The sequence below is a fragment of the Alphaproteobacteria bacterium genome, assembly GCA_019695395.1.
Classification (GTDB): Bacteria; Pseudomonadota; Alphaproteobacteria; order JAEUKQ01; family JAIBAD01; genus JAIBAD01.
The window spans coordinates 20,001-38,795 of sequence record JAIBAD010000001.1 but is presented as its reverse complement, the minus strand read 5'-3'; the positions used below and the strand labels follow the sequence as shown (position 1 = coordinate 38,795).

Below are 18,795 nucleotides of genomic sequence, written 5' to 3'. Positions count from 1 at the left end.
GGGGAAAAAAATGCTTATAGGTGTGCCAAAAGAAATTAAAACTCATGAATATCGTGTAGGTATGGTACCAGCTAGTGTGCGGGAACTTATTTATCATAAACACAAGGTTATTGTAGAAACAGGGGCAGGTGCAGGTATAGGGTTTAGTGATAAAGATTATCAAGCAGTTGGTGCGACAATTGTAAAATCAGCTAAAGAGGTTTTTGCTAAAGCTGATATGATTGTAAAAGTTAAAGAACCTCAACCTCAAGAATGTAAGATGTTGCGGCCTGGGCAAGTATTATTTACCTATTTACATTTAGCGCCAGATCCACAGCAAACTAAATTATTGCTTAGTTCTAAATGTGTCGCAATCGCTTATGAAACAGTTACAAATAATAAAGGGGGGTTACCTTTATTAGCCCCTATGAGTGAGGTTGCTGGTCGTATGTCTGTGCAAGTGGGTGCACATTGTTTGGAAAAAGCTTCAGGTGGATCTGGAATATTACTTGGTGGTGTACCTGGTGTATCAGCTGCTAAAGTGGTTATTATTGGGGGTGGCGTTTCTGGGACCCATGCTGCACGTATGGCTATGGGTATGGAAGCGCATGTAACAATTATTGAACGTTCTTTAGATCGACTTAAAGAATTAGATGAACAGTTTGGATCCAAGCTTAATACAGTATATTCAACAATGGATTCTATTGAAGCTTATGTCACAAATGCAGATTTGGTTATTGGTGCTGTATTACTCCCGGGTGCTGCTGCTCCAAAACTTGTTACCCGTAAAATGATAAAAAAGATGCGGCCTGGATCAGTTTTGGTAGATATTGCAATTGATCAAGGGGGATGTTTTGAAACAAGTAAACCTACGACTCATACAAATCCAACATATTTGGTAGATAATGTTGTACATTATTGTGTTGCAAATATGCCTGGTGCAGTTCCTCGGACATCAACTTTTGCCTTAAATAATGTAACCTTATCTTATATTTTGGCTTTAGCTAATAAAGGTTATAAACGTGCTTTAAAAGAAGATATTCATCTTTGCCAAGGTCTTAACGTGCATGAAGGCAAACTTACATATCGTGCAGTAGCCGAAGCTTTAAAACTGCCCTATATGCCAGCTGAAAAAGTTTTATAAAATCATAAAGTGTGCAGATACCAATTATGCTCATGATTAGAAACGAGACTACGAAAGCGGTTGCGTTCTATATGACGGCATGTGCTATAAAATTTACAAAAATCGGATCCTAAGTAAGTGGCAAGAATTTTTGATTGTTCAAAATAACTAAGAGCTTCTTGCCATGTATTAGGTAATGATTGATAGTGATTGTTATAACTATTGCCTTGAATTGGTTTACTTGGATTAATTTTGTTTTCAATACCGTGATAAGCTGCTGCTAAAATGATAGCTATAACAAGATAAATATTAGCATCTGCTCCTGCTACTCTATATTCAATTCTTTTGGCTTCATTATTACCTCCTGGGATTCTTATGGCAGTTGTACGATTATTATAACCCCATGTTGGTTTTGTTGGTGCATAACTATGGTTTTGGAAACGCCTATATGAATTTGCATTGGGTGCCAAAATGGCCATAGATTCTGACATTAATTCTAATAACCCTCCAATTGAATTTTGTAAAAAATGACTTCCTTCTTCTTGGTCATTATTAAAGATATTTTTACCTTCTTTATCTTGCAGACTAAAATGAATATGCATGCCATTTCCTGCTAAATGGGCAAAAGGTTTAGCCATAAAAGTTGCTTCAAACCCATGTTTTCTAGCAACCCCTTTAACCAATCTTTTTAATAAAACACCATGATCGGCTGCAATTATTGCATTGTCAACATGACGAAGATTAATTTCAAATTGACCTGGTGAGGCTTCAGAAACAGCAGATTCAGCTGGAATATCTTGTATAGTGGAATAATGCTCAATATCATCAAAAAATGATTTATAATCATCAAGCCGTGCTAAACTGTAAACTTGCGCCGATGTATCATACTTACTAGTTAAAGGTGTAAAGAAAGATTGCCCTTCATTAGTGCAATTTTGATTAACAAGGTAAAATTCTAACTCAACTGCAATTACAGGGGTTAAATTCTTTGATTGGTAAAGTTGTAGGACCTTTTTTAACACTTGTCTTGGATCAGCAAAAAAAGGATTTTGTCGTTTGTCATACATAGTTAACAAAACCTGTCCCCTAGGTTTTTGGTACCATGGGCAAGGTTTTAAGGTATTTATTTCAGGAAAGCATAATTGATCGGGATCACCTTGGCCCCATTGTAAATCTGTTTCTTCTATATCTTTTCCTGTTATATCTAGCGCAAAAATTGAACCAGGCATTAATACGCCTTCTACAAAGGATTTGATAAGATTATCTTTACTTACCCGTTTTCCACGTATGACGCCGTTACTATCTGATAATAAAAGATCAAATCCATTAATAGTTGCATGGGTTATAAGAAAAGATTCTACTTTTTTAATTAGGTTTTGTTCCATTTTTTCCCTGTATTAATTAAAAATTTTTATTTGGTTAAACTATAAATAACATCTTATATTGCCTTTTTGAAAGCAATACTTGACAAAACAGATAATTTTCATAAAAAATTATTGACCCAATATTTGAAATAAATATAGATGGGAATAATGAAGGGCTTAAATAGAATTTTTTGTTGGTATAATTTCTTTTTTAAATCGTTAGAGAATAATTTGTTAATTGGTGTGCAATGATTGTCATAACATTGCCAGGGGGAATATCCTGCCAATTTGATAAGCCAATTACAGGAAAAGAAGTTGCTATAGCACAAAAACAAATTAAAACAGCTTTGGCTCTTAAAATTAATGGTGTGATCAAAGATCTTGATACATTACTTGATAAAAATTCTTCAATAGAATTTGTTACGGCAGAATATCCCGAAGCATTAGAGCTTTTGCGCCATGATTGTGCCCATGTTTTGGCAGAGGCGGTACAAGAATTATTTCCTGGTACCCAAATAACTTTTGGACCTGCAACAGAGACAGGATTCTATTATGATTTTGTAAGAGATGTTCCTTTTACACCTGACGACTTCCCTGTAATTGAAAAAAAAATGCGTGAGATTGTTGATCGTAATGAAAAAATTACACGAGAAGTGGTTAGCCGAAAAGAAGCTATAGATTTTTTTACCAAAAAAGGTGAAAGCTTTAAAGCTGAACATATAGCATCTATCCCAGAAGATGAAGAGATTACTCTTTATACACAAGGTAATTTTACAGATTTATGTACCGGACCTCACTTACCCACAACAAGTAAATTGGGCAAAGCTTTCAAACTTATGAAAGTTGCTGGAGCTTATTGGCGGGGAGATCCAAAAAATCCAAAATTGCAAAGAATATATGGTACATGTTGGGCAACTCAAGCACAATTAGATCAATATTTAACTATGTTAGCCGAAGCTGAAAAACGTGATCATCGTCGCCTTGGCCGTGAAATGGGCCTTTTTCATCAGCAAGAAGAAGCAACAGGTAGCATTTTTTGGCATCCTAAGGGATGGGTTTTATATCGTCTTTTAGAAAATTATATTCGTAATAAAATTATTAATAATGGGTATGTAGAAGTTAAAACCCCCTTAGTTATTGATCGAAGTTTATGGGAAGCATCAGGTCATTGGGATAATTTTAAAGATAATATGTTTTTTATGCATTCTGAAGAGAGAGCTTTGGCATTAAAACCAATGAATTGTCCAGCGCATATACAAATTTTCAGACAAGGTATTACAAGTTATCGTGATCTTCCCTTAAGGTTGTCGGAATTTGGAACATGCCATCGAAATGAACCTTCTGGTTCATTACATGGTATTATGAGAACGCGGGCCTTTACCCAGGATGATGCCCACATTTTTTGTACAGAAGATCAGGTTACAGAAGAAACCAAAAAATTCTGTCATTTACTTTTACAGGTTTATAAAGAGCTTGGGTTTGATAAGATTGTTGTCAAATTTGCTGATCGTCCTGTTAATCGTATAGGTAGCGATGAAGATTGGGATAAAGCAGAAAATTCTCTTAAAAAAGCTGTCGATGATTTGGGTATGGATTATCAGATTAGTAAAGGGGAAGGGGCATTTTATGGCCCTAAGTTAGAATTTCATTTACAAGATACCCTTGGTCGAAGTTGGCAATGTGGTACGTTGCAATTAGATCCTTTGATGCCACAACGCCTACAAGCTGTATATATAGGTTCCGATGGCCAAAAACATCATCCTATCATGTTACATCGTGCTATTTTAGGTTCTTTAGAAAGATTTATTGGTATTTTACTTGAACATTATGCAGGAAAATTACCTTTATGGCTTGCACCTGTTCAAGTTATTGTGACAACAATCACGGATGAAGCAAAAGATTATGCCTATGAAGTATTAGAACTTTTAAAAAACCAAGGTATTCGATGTGATCTTGATATAAGAAATGAAAAAATATCTTACAAAATAAGAGAACATAGCCTTACTAAAACGCCTATTCTATTTATTTTAGGTAAACGTGAGAAAGAAGAAAGAATGGTTGCTTTACGCCAATTGGGTGAAGAAAAAGGACAAGAAGTATTAACACTTGATGAAACGTTAAGTTGGTTAAAAATAATAACAAAAATGCCTAATTCATTAGTATAGATAAAATTAATTTTATTTAAGGAGTATGAACTATCAATAAAGTATTAAATGAAAATAATGTATCCCGTGACGTTTTGCGTGATACACCACGGGTGAATAACCAAATTACTGTACCTACAGTTCGAGTTGTTGATGAATCGGGTGATATGGTTGGTGTATTGCCTTTAAAAGAAGCATTAAAACTTGCCGTACAAGCGGGATTAGACCTTGTAGAAGTTTCCCCAAATGCAAGTCCACCTGTATGTAAAATATTAGATTTTGGTAAGTACAAATATGAATTGCAAAAGAAGCGTCATGAAGCACGTCGTAAGCAAAAGGTAATTGAAATTAAAGAAATTAAATTAAGACCAGGTATTAGTGAACATGATTATGATGTAAAATTTCGATCAATTATAAAATTTATTAAAGAAGGCGATAAAGTGAAAGTTACAATGCAGTTTCGTGGGCGGGAAATGATGCATCATGAATTGGGAATGAAAGTATTAAAAAGAATTGAACAAGAATTAGGCGAGCAAGTTAAGATTGAACAAGAAGCAAAGATGGAAGGTAAACAATTAGTTATGATTGTCGCACCTGTGAAATAATTTTTTAAAGATAGGGTTCTATTTTTTGTTTGGTAATAATGGGGATAGATAGTAATTAATGGAAAGTCGTAAGCATCTTCTTGGAATACAAGGATTATCAATTGACCAAATTACGACTCTTTTAGATTTAAGTGAATCTTATACGCTTACTTCACACCAAACAAAAAGATGGCGTGATATATTACGCAGCCGTACAGTTATTAATCTTTTTTTTGAAAACTCAACTCGAACACGAACATCTTTTGAGCTTGCAGGAAAAAGATTAGGTGCAGACGTTATTAATATGCAGCTTAATAATAGTTCAATTAAAAAAGGCGAAACTCTGATTGATACGGCACTTACGCTTAATGCCATGACACCTGACGTTTTGATTGTAAGACATCCGGATTCTGGTGCTGTCAATCTTTTATCACAAAAAGTAAATTGTGTTGTTATTAATGCTGGGGATGGCAGTCATGAACATCCAACCCAAGCTTTATTAGATGGGCTAACTATTCGAAGACGTTGTGGTAAACTCCAAGGTTTAATAATTGCTATTTGTGGAGACATTTTACATAGCAGGGTTGCCAGATCAAATATTTATCTTTTAACTACTTTGGGTGCAAGCGTTCGGGTTATTGCCCCTCCAACATTATTGCCAACACATATAGAGAATCTTGGCGTAGAAGTATTTACCGATATGCGGCAGGGGTTAAAAGATTGTGATATTGTTATGATGTTACGCCTACAAACTGAACGTATGCAAGGTAGCTTTGTACCTTCATTCCGAGAATATTTTCATTTTTTTGGATTAGATTATAAAAAACTTGCTTTAGCAAAAGAAAATACACTTATTATGCATCCTGGTCCTATGAATAGAGGCGTGGAAATAGATAGTGCAGTTGCTGATGATATTCATCGCAGCCTTATTCAAGAACAAGTGGAAATGGGGGTTGCTGTAAGGATGGCATGTCTTGATATGTATACAAGAAATTTAAGATTAAATAGTATAGATCATGGATAATTTTCTTAACACATTGAAAGATGGCCAACCTATAGCTTTATTAAATGCTAGGATTTTAGACCCCGAAAGTGGAATGGATACGCAAGGAGGAATTTTAATCAAAGATGATTTAATCATTGATATAGGTTATCATATTCATGATGAAGCATTAAATAAAGATTTTTTCAAATTAAATTGTAATAATTATTGTGTGGCACCAGGATTTATTGATTTACGTGTGCAATTATGTGAACCAGGCTACACACATAAAGAAACTATTGCAACAGCAGGAAAGGCTGCAGCTGCTGGTGGAATAACAAGTTTGGTGTGTTTACCTAATACCAATCCGGTTATTGATGATGTCTCTGTTTTAGAATTTATTACAAAGCGCGCCCAACAAACAACATCACCTAAAGTCTATTGTTATGGGGCTATTACCAAAGGATTGTTAGGTAAAGATTTAAGTGAGATGGGTCTTTTGGCAGAAAGTGGGGCAATTGCTTTTACGGATGGATTAATGGCGGTTGATGACCCAACTGTTATGCGTCGCGCACTTAGTTATTCAAGTGCATTTGATTTATTAATTGTTCAGCATCCGGAAGATTATCGTTTGGCATTTTCGGGTTGTGTTAATGAAGGTGAATTAGCAACAAGATTGGGGTTGCCAGCAATTCCATCCTGTGCAGAGGTTATGCAGATTGAGCGTGATTTACAATTAGTAACTTTAACTAATTCAAGATATCATGTGGCGCATATTTCAACAGCAGCAGCTGTTGAAGCTATTAAAAAAGCAAAAGAACAAGGCTTAAGGGTTACATGTGATACAGCCCCCCCTTATTTTAGTTTGAATGAATATGAAATAGGGGATTATAGGACTTTCACGAAGCTTTCCCCGCCATTGCGCCAGGAAAAAGATAGAAAGGCTATTGTGCAAGGATTGATTGATGGAATTATTGATTGTATTGCAAGCGATCATACCCCCCAAGATCAGGAATCAAAACGCTTACCTTTTAATCAAGCTGCTTTTGGAATTGTTGGGCTAGAAACTCTGTTTACGTTAAGTTTAGAACTTTACCATAAGGGAGAGATACCCTTATTAAATTTATTAGCAAAAATCACTTCTAATCCGGCTAATCTTTTAAAATTACCCCAAGGAAGAATTGCAAAAAATGCACCTGCTGATTTAGTTTTATTTGATTTGGAAAAGCCAAACAAAATTTCCGTAGATAAATTTTTAAGTAAATCTAAAAATTCACCTTTTGATGGTCGTTTGGTTCAAGGTCATATTCTATATACTTTTGCGAATGGAAGATTAATATATAATTGGGAAAAAAGTGATGTCGGATTTATTAGTTGATGTTAATCTCACTTGGCTTCTTTGTTTAATTTTAGGATATTTATTAGGTTCAATACCTTTTGGATTAATTTTAGTTAAAATAGCTGGATTGGGTGATATTCGCCAAATGGGGTCGGGCAATATTGGTGCAACAAATGTTTTGCGAACAGGAAATAAAAGCCTGGCAATAGCAACACTTTTGTTAGATGGGTTGAAAGGTACATTAGCGGTTATTCTAGCTTCTTATTGGGGAAAAGATATGGCATTAATTGCAAGTTTTGGCAGTTTTATTGGTCATTTATTTCCAATTTGGCTTAAATTTAAAGGTGGTAAGGGGGTTGCCACAGCTCTTGGTATTTTTTTGGGACTTAATGGGTTGTGGGGTGTATCAATCATGGGTGTATGGATAAGTGTTGCTTTTTTGGGGCGCATGTCTTCTTTGGCATCTCTTATATCAATAGCTTTTGCACCTTTATATGGGTGGTTTTTTTTAGGTTACCAATATGCTCTTTTTGCTTTAATAATCATGGGTTTAGTTTGGATACGCCATTATCAAAATATTTATCGGATCATCAAAGGGATAGAGCCCAAAATTGGTCAAAAATCTAATTAAAAAAATTTAGGAATTTTTTTCTTAGAGTTTGGTCAATGATATTGACATCTAGTTTATAACCTAAATCAACAAAAGATGTGACCCCATAAAAAGGATTATTTATTCCACAAGGAACAATAGCAGAAAAATTTTCAAGATTAGGATTAATATTTAAAGCAATTCCGTGAAAACTGACCCATTTTCTTATACGTATACCTAAGGCTGCAATTTTATCTTCATATCCCATACCTTTATCAGGTCTTTTGACCCAAATACCTATTCTTTCCGGGTGACATAATCCTTGGATACCAAATTCTTTTAACGTTTCTATTATCCATTTTTCTAATTGGGAAACAAACCATCTAATATCAGGATTTCGTTCAGATAAATTTAGCATAACGTAAATTATTCGCTGGCCTGGCCCGTGATAGGTGTATTGACCACCACGCCCTGTTTTGAAAACAGGGAATTTTGAAGGTTCTAATAAGTCTTTTTGTTGAGCGCTTGTTCCTGCGGTATATAAATCTGGATGTTCTAAGATCCAAATCATTTCAGGTTTTATGCCCTTTCTAATATCATCTACCCTTTTCTCCATAAAAGAAAGAGCCTTTTCATAGGGAATAGGCTTATTTTCTATTTTCCATTCAACAAAATTTTTAGACATAAAATAAAAATCGTTCTGTACTTGCTAATTTATTTGTGATTTGCTAACTCCATAGAGTATTTAAAACTATTCTATTAAAAAAAGCAAAGCCAGATGCGGTCGTGGCGGAATTGGTAGACGCGCAGCGTTGAGGTCGCTGTGGGAGAAATCTCTTGGAAGTTCGAGTCTTCTCGGCCGCACCATAAAAAGATTCTTGTCTTAAAGAGTAAGGGTCACATATGGTATTCTATAAGTTCATCAATTAACGTAATAAATTCTATGTCAGATAAACTTAATGATAGTGCCCTAGATTACCACAAATATCCAACGCCTGGTAAATTGGCCGTTGTCGCAACTAAACCTTTAGCAAATCAACGTGATCTTGCATTAGCTTATTCACCTGGTGTTGCAGCAGCCTGTGAAGCAATTGCAAAAAATCAAGCAGAGATCGCAAATTTAACTGCACGCGGTAATTTAGTTGCAGTTATAACAAATGGTACAGCGGTTTTAGGGCTAGGTGATATTGGTCCCTTAGCAGCAAAACCTGTTATGGAAGGCAAGGCAGTTCTTTTTAAAACATTTGCCGGTATAGATGTTTTTGATGTAGAAATTTCTGAAAAAAACCCTGAAAAATTAGTTGATATTATTGCAAGTTTAGAGCCTACATTTGGGGGCATCAATCTTGAAGATATTAAAGCGCCCGAATGTTTTGAAGTTGAACGACGGTTGCGTGAACGTATGAAAATACCAGTTTTTCATGATGATCAACATGGGACAGCAATTATTGTGGCGGCTGCCATTATTAATGGACTAAAAATTGTTGGTAAAAAGCTTGAGAATGTTAAATTGGTAACTTCGGGGGCAGGGGCTGCTGCTCTTGCTTGTCTAGATTTATTGGTAGATCTTGGTATGCCTATTCCCCATATTACGGTTACAGATATAGCAGGTGTTGTGTGGCGTGGTAGGACAGAATTAATGGATGAACGTAAAAAACGTTATGCACAAGAAACTAAAGCTCGTGTTTTGAGCGATGTAATGAAAGATGCCGATATTTTTTTAGGATTATCTGCACCTGATGTGGTGACAGGTGAAATAATATCATTGATGGCGCCAAATCCTTTAATTTTTGCTTTAGCGAACCCAAAACCTGAAATTATGCCTGAGATAGTAAAATCGGTTAGACCTGATGCTATCATAGCAACAGGTCGTTCTGACTATCCAAACCAGGTTAATAATGTCCTTTGTTTTCCATTTATATTCCGTGGTGCTTTAGATGTTGGGGCAACTACAATTAATGAAGCTATGAAAATTGCATGTGTGAAAGCATTAGCTAATCTTGCCCACGCAGAAAGTTCAGATATTGTAGCGAGTGCCTATGGAGGTGAAAGTCTTTGTTTTGGACCTGACTATATTATTCCACGACCATTTGATCCACGATTAATTCTCGAAATTGCGCCTGCTGTTGCCCAGGCTGCTATGGATAGTGGGGTGGCTACAAGACCAATTAATGATTTTAATGTATATCGACAAACACTGAATCAATTTGTTTTTCGTTCAGGTTTAGTGATGAAACCTTTATTTGAGAGAGCACGATATAAACCTTTAAGATTAGTTTATGCAGAGGGTGAAGAAGAAAGAGTTTTACGTGCGATACAAACAGTTGTTGATGAAAAATTGGCAGAACCTATTTTAATTGGTCGTCCAAGGGTTGTTGCAAAAAGATTAGAAAAACTGGGATTAAGATTAAAAATTGGTAAGGATTTTAAATTGATAGATCCTGAAGATGATCCGCAATTTCCTCTTTATTGGCAACTTTATCATCATTTAATGGAACGTAAAGGGGTAACACCTGATTTGGCTAAAACTTTAGTGCGTACCAATAATACTATTATTGCAAGTTTGATGGTTAAAAAAGGGGATGCGGATAGTTTGATTTGTGGTACGGTGGGACGTTTTAATGACCATCTAGAGCACCTCAATCATATTATTGGATTACGCCAAGATGTAACTTCTTTATCTTGTTTGAGCGTTCTCATTTTACAACGTGGGGTTATTTTTATGGCCGATACGCAAGTTATATCAGACCCCACAGCTGAGCAAATTGCTGAATCAACATTGTTAGCTGTTGAAGAATTACGTAAATTTGGTATTGTTCCAAAAGTTGCGTTATTATCACATTCAAATTTTGGTAGTTCAGATACACCTTCAGCTTTGAAAATGCGCAAGGCTTATCATCTGGTAAAACAAAAATCTCCAGATTTAGAAATTGAAGGAGAAATTGGGGGGGGGACTGCTATATCTGAACAAATAAGACGGCAACAATTACCTAATGCAAAGCTTCAAGGTCAAGCGAATTTATTAATTATGCCTACACTTGACGCTGCAAATATTTCATTGGGTTTATTAAGAGAATTAGGTCAAGGTTTATCAATTGGTCCTATTCTTTTAGGATTAAAATCATCGGCGCATATCTTGTCTCCATCAACAACACCCCGAGGTATTGTGAATATGAGTGCGGTTGCTGTTGTAGGAGCAAGTCAAAATTGATACAATGAATGATAGGGGGAAATATGTCCAATACATTATTTGATTTTGATCTTGGTGAAACTGCAGATTCACTTCGAGAAACAGTACGTCAATTTGCCCAAAATGAAATAGCCCATAGGGCAGCAGAAATTGATCGAGATAATAATTTTCCTTCAGATTTGTGGAAAAAAATGGGTAATTTAGGGTTACTTGGAATTACAGCTGAAGAAACTTACGGCGGATCAGCTATGGGGTATCTCGAACACGTTATTGCTGTAGAGGAAATTAGTAGGTCTTCTGCTAGTGTTGGGTTAAGTTATGGCGCCCATTCAAATTTATGTGTCAATCAATTGCGCAGAAATGGAAACAAATCTCAAAAAGATAAATTTTTACCAAAATTGATTTCAGGTGATTATATTGGGGCTTTGGCTATGAGTGAAGTGGGGTCCGGCTCCGATGTTGTTAGTATGCGTACAAAGGCAGAAAAGAAGAAAGACCATTATATATTAAATGGAACAAAAATGTGGATTACTAATGGGCCTGATGCCCATGTGTTAATTGTATATGCAAAAACGGATCCTAATGCTGGCCCACGTGGAATATCAGCATTTTTAATAGAAAGAGATATGCCGGGATTTCGTACTGCACAAAAACTTGATAAATTAGGAATGCGTGGATCCAATACATGCGAATTAGTATTTGAAGATTGTCAGGTTCCGGTTGAAAATCTTTTAGGTAGAGAGGGCGAAGGTGTTAATATTTTAATGAGCGGACTTGACTATGAACGTGTTGTTTTATCAGGTGGGCCTTTGGGTATTATGCAAGCTTGTATGGATATTGTACTTCCTTATATTCATGAACGTAAACAATTTGGGCAAGCTATTGGGGAATTTCAACTTATGCAAGGTAAAATTGCTGATATGTATACAACAATGAATGCAGCTAAATCTTATGTCTATTCTGTTGCTAAGGCTTGTGATAAAAATAAAACCACAAGAATAGACGCTGCAGGTGCTATTCTTTATGCAGCAGAAAAAGCGACATGGATGGCTTTAGAAGCTATTCAAGCTTTGGGGGGAAATGGTTATATTAATGAATATCCGACGGGTAGATTATTACGTGATGCCAAACTTTATGAAATTGGTGCAGGTACGTCAGAAATCAGACGTATGCTTATTGGTCGTGAATTATTTAAACAAACAGCATAAGGTTATTTAATGACAAGACAATTAATATCTTCTAGCTCAACATTAGAAAATAACACAGGATATTCAAGGGCGGTTATTGAAGATGGATGGATTTTTATTTCATCTACAGCAGGGTTTGATTATAAAACGATGTTTATTTCTGATAATATTCATGATCAAACACATAAAGTGTTTGAAAATATTATTTCAACTTTAAAAGAAGCTCGTGCAAGCTTGGAAGACATTGTGCAAATGCGATATTATTTAGTTGAATCTGCAGATTGGCTTATTATTAGACCAATATTACATCAATATTTTAATGTAATTCGGCCTGCAACAACGGCAATTATTTGTGGGTTGGTTGATCCCAGAGTAAAGATTGAAGTTGAAATTATAGCTAAACAAAAAAAGGATAATAGTTCATGCCCACAATCTTAATTACAGGTACCAGTCGTGGATTAGGTCTTGAATTTACCCGCCAATATCTAAAAGATGATTGGCATGTTATTGCATGTTGCAGATCTTTGGCTACTTCTTCTAATCTTAAATCTTTAAAAGGTAATATAGAAATTTGTGAATTAGATGTTACAGATGAAAAACAAATAGAAAATTTGGCTAAAAAATTATCCACACAAAAGCTAGATATTTTGCTAAATAATGCTGGGGTCGGTACATTTGAAGATACATTAGGTAAAACATCCACGACATCTTGGGTATCGACATTTGTCACAAATGTTATTGGCCCTATTCATATGGTTGAATATTTTCGTGGATCTCTTCTTAAAGGAGATAAAAAACTTGTTGTAAATATTACAAGCAGAATGGGTAGTATTGAAGATAACCAAAGTGGGCAATATTACGCCTATCGAACTAGTAAGGCAGCTCTTAATATGGCTACAAAAAATCTTGCTGTTGATTTGAAATCTGACAATATTAAAGCTGTTGCTATTCATCCTGGTTGGGTTAAAACGGATATGGGTGGCCAAAATGCCCCTTTAACCGTCAATGAAAGTGTTACTGCCATACGTCGGACCATAGATACAATAAAGCCTCAAGACACAGGGTCGTTTTTAAATTATGATGGTTCTAAATTACCATGGTGAAGAATGAGTATTTTAAAAACAACTTTAAATAAGCAAGATGTAAAGTATCAACGCAATAAAGAGGCTATGAATCTTGTGGTTCATGACCTTAAAAAGCATGTAAAAACTGTGTCCAAAGGTGGGGATGATCTGGCGCGCCAAAAACATCAACAAAGAAAAAAATTGCTTGTGCGTGATCGTATTAATTTGCTTTTGGATCAAGGATCAGCTTTTTTAGAATTATCACAACTTGCGGCTTTTGGGATGTATGACGGAAATGTGTCTTCTGCCGGTCTGGTGACGGGTATTGGTCAAGTTTCTGGTCAACAATGTATGATTGTTGCAAATGATGCTACTGTCAAAGGTGGTACCTATTTCCCTATGACCGTTAAAAAACATTTACGTGCCCAGGAAATTGCTGAACAAAATAATTTACCGTGTATTTATCTTGTTGACTCAGGTGGGGCCTATTTGCCTTTGCAAGATGAAGTTTTTCCTGATCGTGACCATTTTGGACGAATATTTTTTAATCAAGCTAGAATGTCATCAAAAAATATTGCGCAAATTGCTGTTGTTATGGGGTCATGTACAGCTGGTGGTGCTTATATACCGGCTATGGCGGATGAATCAATTATTGTTAAAAATCAAGGCACTATATTTTTGGGTGGCCCTCCTTTAGTTAAGGCAGCAACTGGTGAAATTGTTACATCAGAAGATCTTGGTGGTGCGGATGTGCACACCCGTATCTCGGGCGTAGCTGACTATTATGCATTGAATGATGAACATGCTTTGTCTTTAACGCGTGATTGTGTTCGCAATCTTAATAAACTTAATCCTAGCGTATCATTGGCAGGTCCAGAACCTTTATATGATATTGAAGATTTGTATGGTATTATTCCTTCAGATACTAGGGAACCTTATGATGTACGTGAAATTATCGCGCGTCTCGTAGATGGAAGTGTTTTTGATGAATTTAAACAGCTTTATGGCCAAACATTAGTTTGTGGTTTTGCAAAAATTCATGGATATCCTATAGGAATAATTGCAAATAATGGGATTCTTTTTTCAGAATCGTCTTTGAAAGGAACGCATTTTATTGAATTGTGCTCTGCACGACAAATACCCTTGCTTTTTTTGCAAAATATAACTGGTTTTATGGTAGGCAAAAAATATGAAAATGGTGGTATTGCGAAAGATGGGGCCAAGCTTGTTATGGCAGTTGCATGTGCGCCTGTACCTAAATTAACAGTGATTATTGGAGGAAGTTTTGGTGCTGGTAATTATGGTATGTGTGGAAGAGCATATAGTCCAAATTTTTTATGGATGTGGCCTAATGCACGTATTTCAGTTATGGGGGGTGAACAAGCTTCCAATGTTTTAGCACAAATTAAGCGTGACAATTTAGAAGCAAAAGGTCAAAAATGGGACCCACAAGAAGAAGAACAATTCAAACAGCCTATTCGTGCCCAATATGAAAAGCAAGGGCATCCATATTATGCAACGGCACGTTTATGGGATGATGGTATTATTGATCCCTTGGATACACGTATGATTTTAGGTTTGTCTTTATCTGTTGTATCGCATATGCCAAAAAATCCAAATAAATTTGGTATCTTTAGAATGTAGGCAAAACAAATATGTTAGATTTAATTGTTAAAGATCAAATTGCTTTTGTAACATTAGCACGTCCAGAAAAACATAATGCTTTTGACGACCAATTGATTTTAAAGTTTTCTGACATTTTAGAGAAATTACAAAAAGATGTAGATATAAGGATATTAGTATTAACATCAGAGGGGCCAAATTTTTCATCTGGTGCAGATTTAAACTGGATGCAGAAAATGGCACATTATAATAAAGATGATAATTTTAAAGATGCCCAGGCTTTGGCGCGTCTCATGCATTTATTATACCATTTTCCAAAACCAACCCTTGTTAAAGTACAAGGTATGACACTTGGGGGTGGTGTAGGTTTAATTGCAGCATGTGATATTGCAATAGCTGATGAACAGGCAAGCTTTGCGTTAAGTGAAGTTAAACTTGGATTAATACCTGCGGTTATTTCACCTTATGTGATATCTGTAATGGGTGCGAGAGCTGCTAGACGTTATTTTTTAACGGGTGAATTTTTTTCTGCCCAAGAAGCGTTACGTTGGGGACTTCTTCATCAACTTGCATCTTTAGATGAATTAGATTCTATCCTTAATGATTTAATAATCAAATTAAAAAAAGCAGGACCATATGCTCAAATTCAAGCAAAGAAATTGATTTTGGATTTACAACAACACTATGATACCCCTTCTCTTCATATGGATATGGCAGAGCGAATTGCATCTATTCGCATTTCATCAGAAGGTCAAGAAGGATTAAATGCTTTTTTAAATAAACGATCTCCTTCTTGGATTAAAGAGATAAAATGATGTTTAATAAAATACTTATTGCTAATCGTGGTGAAATAGCTTGTCGTATTATCAAAACAGCTAAAAAACACCATATTAAAACGGTTGCAATTTATTCTGATGCTGATAGTCAAGCGCAACATGTTTGTCTTGCAGATGAAGCGTATCATGTTGGAGATTCTATTCCTAAAGAAAGTTATTTAAATATTAATAAAATTATTTCTATTGCAAAAAAATCAGGGGCAGCAGCTATTCATCCGGGTTATGGGTTTTTATCAGAAAATCCTGATTTTGCAGAAGCATGTATTAACGCAGGTTTGGTTTTTATTGGTCCTTCTGTGTCAGCTATAAAAATTATGGGGTCCAAAAGTGAAGCCAAAGCTATTATGGAAAAAAATGATGTTCCTTTGTTGCCAGGATATCATGGTGCGGAACAATCTGATCAAAAATTATTAACAGAAGCAAAGAAAATAGGATTTCCTGTTTTAATTAAAGCCTCCGCAGGCGGTGGTGGTAAAGGCATGCGTTTAGTTACAAAAGAAGTAGAATTTATAGAATTACTTCAAGCTGCACGTAGGGAAGCAATGGCAGCTTTTGGTGACGATCAAGTTTTAATTGAAAAATATCTTGAGCAGCCTCGCCATATAGAAGTGCAAGTTTTTGGTGATCAACAGGGACGAATCGTTCATCTTTTCGAACGTGATTGTTCAATTCAAAGACGTCATCAAAAAGTTATTGAAGAAGCACCTTCCACTTTTTTATCAGAAGACCAACGGAAATCTATAACCAGCATTGCTGTTAAGGCAGCCCAGGCAATTAAGTATGTTGGAGCAGGCACCGTAGAGTTTATTGTTGACCAACAAGGTCATTTTTATTTTATGGAAATGAATACAAGATTACAGGTTGAACATCCTGTAACCGAAATGATTACAGGTCAAGATTTGGTATGGTGGCAATTTTGTGTTGCTTATGGACATTCACTTCCTATGACACAAAATCAATTATCAATTCAAGGTCATGCGATAGAGGTACGTCTTTATGCTGAAGATCCAAAACGAAATTTTTTGCCTACATCTGGATTAGTTAAACATTTATTATTTCCTGAATCTAATGATTATATACGTGTTGATAGTGGTATTATTGAAGGGGATAGAATATCAATTTATTATGACCCAATGTTGGCTAAATTAATTGTATGGGGAGAAAATCGGGATCAAGCCTTACATCGTCTTAACCATGCATTAAATAGATGCCAATGTTTAGGCATTGCAACGAATATTGATTTTTTAAAAAAAATAATCAATTTAAAAGATTTTGTTCAAGATAATATATCAACCAATCTTATAGAGGTTAATAAAAATTTACTTTTATTAGAAGATAATTTGCCAAGCAATATTATTTTGTGTTTAGCATCATTGGCTTGGATGTTGTATTATCAAAAAAGCAAATCATATAAAAATAAATCCACTCTTTGGTCTAAATTTAATTATTGGCGGCTTAATTTGCCAGCTCAAACTTATCTGCAATGGTATGTTGCAGAACGCGAATACAGAGTAAATCTTGATTATCATACACATGAAATAAAATGCGATATTGATAATCAAATATTATTTTTAAAACAATGGTCATATGATAAAAGGCAAATACGTGTAGAAATTAACGGCCACCAATATTGTTATTCTTTTGTTGTCCTTGATGATGAGATAACGCTCTATTATCACGAACATACGTATCATTTAATTTATAAAGATCTTCTAAAGATAGTAACCGATGACACGATGCATACAGGACAGCTGACGGCACCAGTTCCCGGGAAGGTTGTCCATTTAATGGTCAAGGTTGGTGACCAAGTTAAAAAAGGTGACCCACTTATTGCAATTGAGGCTATGAAAATGGAACATACCATTCGAGCTTCTGTTGGAGGTAAAATTAGCCAAGTTTTTTTTGCTAAAGGAGATATGGTAGAAGAAGGAAAAACACTTATTGGATTGGATCCAGAAGAATAATGTATCCAAAAGAAGTAAACATTGTAGAAGTTGGCCCACGAGATGGACTTCAGAATGAAGTTGAAATCGTCTCGGTAGAAGACCGGGTGTGGCTTATTAATCAATTAGCTCAAAGTGGACTTAAAAAGATAGAGGTTGGAAGTTTTGTATCACCTAAATGGGTGCCACAAATGGCAGATACCGATAAAGTTCTTCGACAAATTAAACGGTATAAAGATATTACGTATATAACTTTGGTTCCCAATAGTAAAGGTTTTGAACAAGCATTGATTTCAAATGTAAATGAAATTGCTATTTTTGCAGCGGCTTCTGAAACTTTTTCGCAAAAAAATATCAATAGCTCGATAACTGAAAGTTTTGAGCGTTTTATACCAGTATGCGAACAAGCCGTACGTAATAAAATACCGGTACGTGGATATTTATCTTGTGTTTTAGGGTGTCCTTATGAAGGATATATTGCGCCTGAAAAGGTTGGAGAATTAGCCCGTAAACTTTTAGATTTAGGATGTTATGAAATATCGCTTGGGGATACGATAGGTGTAGGAACCCCATTTCAAGCTGTTACTTTAATTGATATTGTTGGTAATCATGTACCACGTGAATGTTTGGCTGTACATTTTCATGATACCTATGGTCAAGCTTTGGCAAATATTTATGCTGTTTTAGAGCGAGGTATTAAGACTATTGATTCTTCTATCGCTGGATTAGGTGGATGTCCTTATGCCAAAGGTGCTAGTGGAAATGTTGCGACAGAAGATCTGGTATATATGCTTAATGGACTTGAAATAAAAACATCTGTAAATTTAGATTTACTAATACAAATAGGT

General features: G+C 35.5%; 16 protein-coding genes and 1 tRNA gene (1 of these 17 cut by a window edge). 15 read left to right on the top strand and 2 right to left on the bottom strand.

The window, feature by feature from the left end:
* Window positions 1–10: 10 nt before the first annotated feature.
* On the top strand, window positions 11–1,123 hold the full coding sequence (gene ald, locus K1X44_00195; protein ID MBX7145706.1) for an alanine dehydrogenase: 1,113 nt from the start codon (window positions 11–13) through the stop codon (window positions 1,121–1,123).
* Between the two features lie 2 nt (window positions 1,124–1,125).
* On the opposite strand, the gene K1X44_00190 is transcribed toward ald, so the two are convergent.
* Complete coding sequence (locus K1X44_00190; protein MBX7145705.1) at window positions 1,126–2,487, bottom strand: glutamine synthetase family protein; 1,362 nt, start codon at window positions 2,485–2,487, stop codon at window positions 1,126–1,128.
* Window positions 2,488–2,714: 227 nt separating this feature from the next.
* On the opposite strand from K1X44_00190, the gene thrS reads away from it, so the two are divergent.
* From thrS to plsY, 5 genes are all read left to right on the top strand, one after another.
* Window positions 2,715–4,631 (top strand): threonine--tRNA ligase, encoded by a 1,917-nt coding sequence (gene thrS, locus K1X44_00185; GenBank protein ID MBX7145704.1) that lies wholly within the window; start codon window positions 2,715–2,717, stop codon window positions 4,629–4,631.
* Between the two features lie 74 nt (window positions 4,632–4,705).
* Window positions 4,706–5,215 carry a translation initiation factor IF-3 gene (gene infC, locus K1X44_00180; protein MBX7145703.1) on the top strand — a complete coding sequence of 170 codons (510 nt, stop codon included), beginning with the start codon at window positions 4,706–4,708 and terminating at the stop codon, window positions 5,213–5,215.
* A 58-nt stretch (window positions 5,216–5,273) separates the two neighbouring features.
* A complete protein-coding gene (locus tag K1X44_00175) occupies window positions 5,274–6,218 on the top strand; it encodes an aspartate carbamoyltransferase catalytic subunit (GenBank protein MBX7145702.1) in 945 nt (314 codons plus the stop codon).
* Window positions 6,211–7,554 carry a dihydroorotase gene (gene pyrC / locus K1X44_00170; protein ID MBX7145701.1) on the top strand — a complete coding sequence of 448 codons (1,344 nt, stop codon included), beginning with the start codon at window positions 6,211–6,213 and terminating at the stop codon, window positions 7,552–7,554. Before K1X44_00175 ends, pyrC begins: the two co-directional genes overlap by 8 nt.
* Window positions 7,535–8,146 carry a glycerol-3-phosphate 1-O-acyltransferase PlsY gene (gene plsY / locus K1X44_00165; GenBank protein ID MBX7145700.1) on the top strand — a complete coding sequence of 204 codons (612 nt, stop codon included), beginning with the start codon at window positions 7,535–7,537 and terminating at the stop codon, window positions 8,144–8,146. The genes pyrC and plsY overlap by 20 nt, the downstream gene beginning before the upstream one ends.
* On the opposite strand, the gene lipB is transcribed toward plsY, so the two are convergent.
* Window positions 8,139–8,789 (bottom strand): lipoyl(octanoyl) transferase LipB, encoded by a 651-nt coding sequence (lipB, locus tag K1X44_00160; protein ID MBX7145699.1) that lies wholly within the window; start codon window positions 8,787–8,789, stop codon window positions 8,139–8,141. The two genes, plsY and lipB, sit on opposite strands and share 8 nt — an antisense overlap.
* A 95-nt stretch (window positions 8,790–8,884) precedes the next feature.
* Between lipB and K1X44_00155 the strand changes: the two genes are divergently transcribed.
* The 9 genes from K1X44_00155 to K1X44_00115 form a co-directional block, all read left to right on the top strand.
* Window positions 8,885–8,971 (top strand) — tRNA-Leu (locus K1X44_00155).
* A gap of 76 nt (window positions 8,972–9,047) precedes the next feature.
* Window positions 9,048–11,315, top strand: a complete 2,268-nt coding sequence (locus K1X44_00150) for an NADP-dependent malic enzyme (protein MBX7145698.1) — start codon at window positions 9,048–9,050, stop codon at window positions 11,313–11,315.
* A gap of 23 nt (window positions 11,316–11,338) precedes the next feature.
* Window positions 11,339–12,502 carry an isovaleryl-CoA dehydrogenase gene (locus K1X44_00145; GenBank protein ID MBX7145697.1) on the top strand — a complete coding sequence of 388 codons (1,164 nt, stop codon included), beginning with the start codon at window positions 11,339–11,341 and terminating at the stop codon, window positions 12,500–12,502.
* A gap of 9 nt (window positions 12,503–12,511) precedes the next feature.
* Entirely contained in the window at window positions 12,512–12,919 is a 408-nt protein-coding gene (locus K1X44_00140; GenBank protein MBX7145696.1) for a RidA family protein, read from the top strand.
* A complete protein-coding gene (locus K1X44_00135; protein ID MBX7145695.1) occupies window positions 12,904–13,584 on the top strand; it encodes an SDR family oxidoreductase in 681 nt (226 codons plus the stop codon). Before K1X44_00140 ends, K1X44_00135 begins: the two co-directional genes overlap by 16 nt.
* Before the next feature lie 3 nt (window positions 13,585–13,587).
* The gene (locus K1X44_00130; GenBank protein ID MBX7145694.1) at window positions 13,588–15,189 is read left to right on the top strand and encodes a methylcrotonoyl-CoA carboxylase; all 1,602 of its coding nucleotides are present in this window, start codon (window positions 13,588–13,590) and stop codon (window positions 15,187–15,189) included.
* Window positions 15,190–15,200: 11 nt separating this feature from the next.
* Complete coding sequence (locus K1X44_00125; protein MBX7145693.1) at window positions 15,201–15,983, top strand: enoyl-CoA hydratase/isomerase family protein; 783 nt, start codon at window positions 15,201–15,203, stop codon at window positions 15,981–15,983.
* Entirely contained in the window at window positions 15,983–17,968 is a 1,986-nt protein-coding gene (locus K1X44_00120; GenBank protein ID MBX7145692.1) for an acetyl/propionyl/methylcrotonyl-CoA carboxylase subunit alpha, read from the top strand. The genes K1X44_00125 and K1X44_00120 overlap by 1 nt, the downstream gene beginning before the upstream one ends.
* Window positions 17,965–18,795, top strand: partial view of a hydroxymethylglutaryl-CoA lyase gene (locus K1X44_00115; GenBank protein ID MBX7145691.1) — the 5' portion only. It continues 72 nt past the right edge of the window; only the first 831 of its 903 coding nucleotides appear in the window; it begins with the start codon at window positions 17,965–17,967; the stop codon falls past the right edge of the window. The genes K1X44_00120 and K1X44_00115 overlap by 4 nt, the downstream gene beginning before the upstream one ends.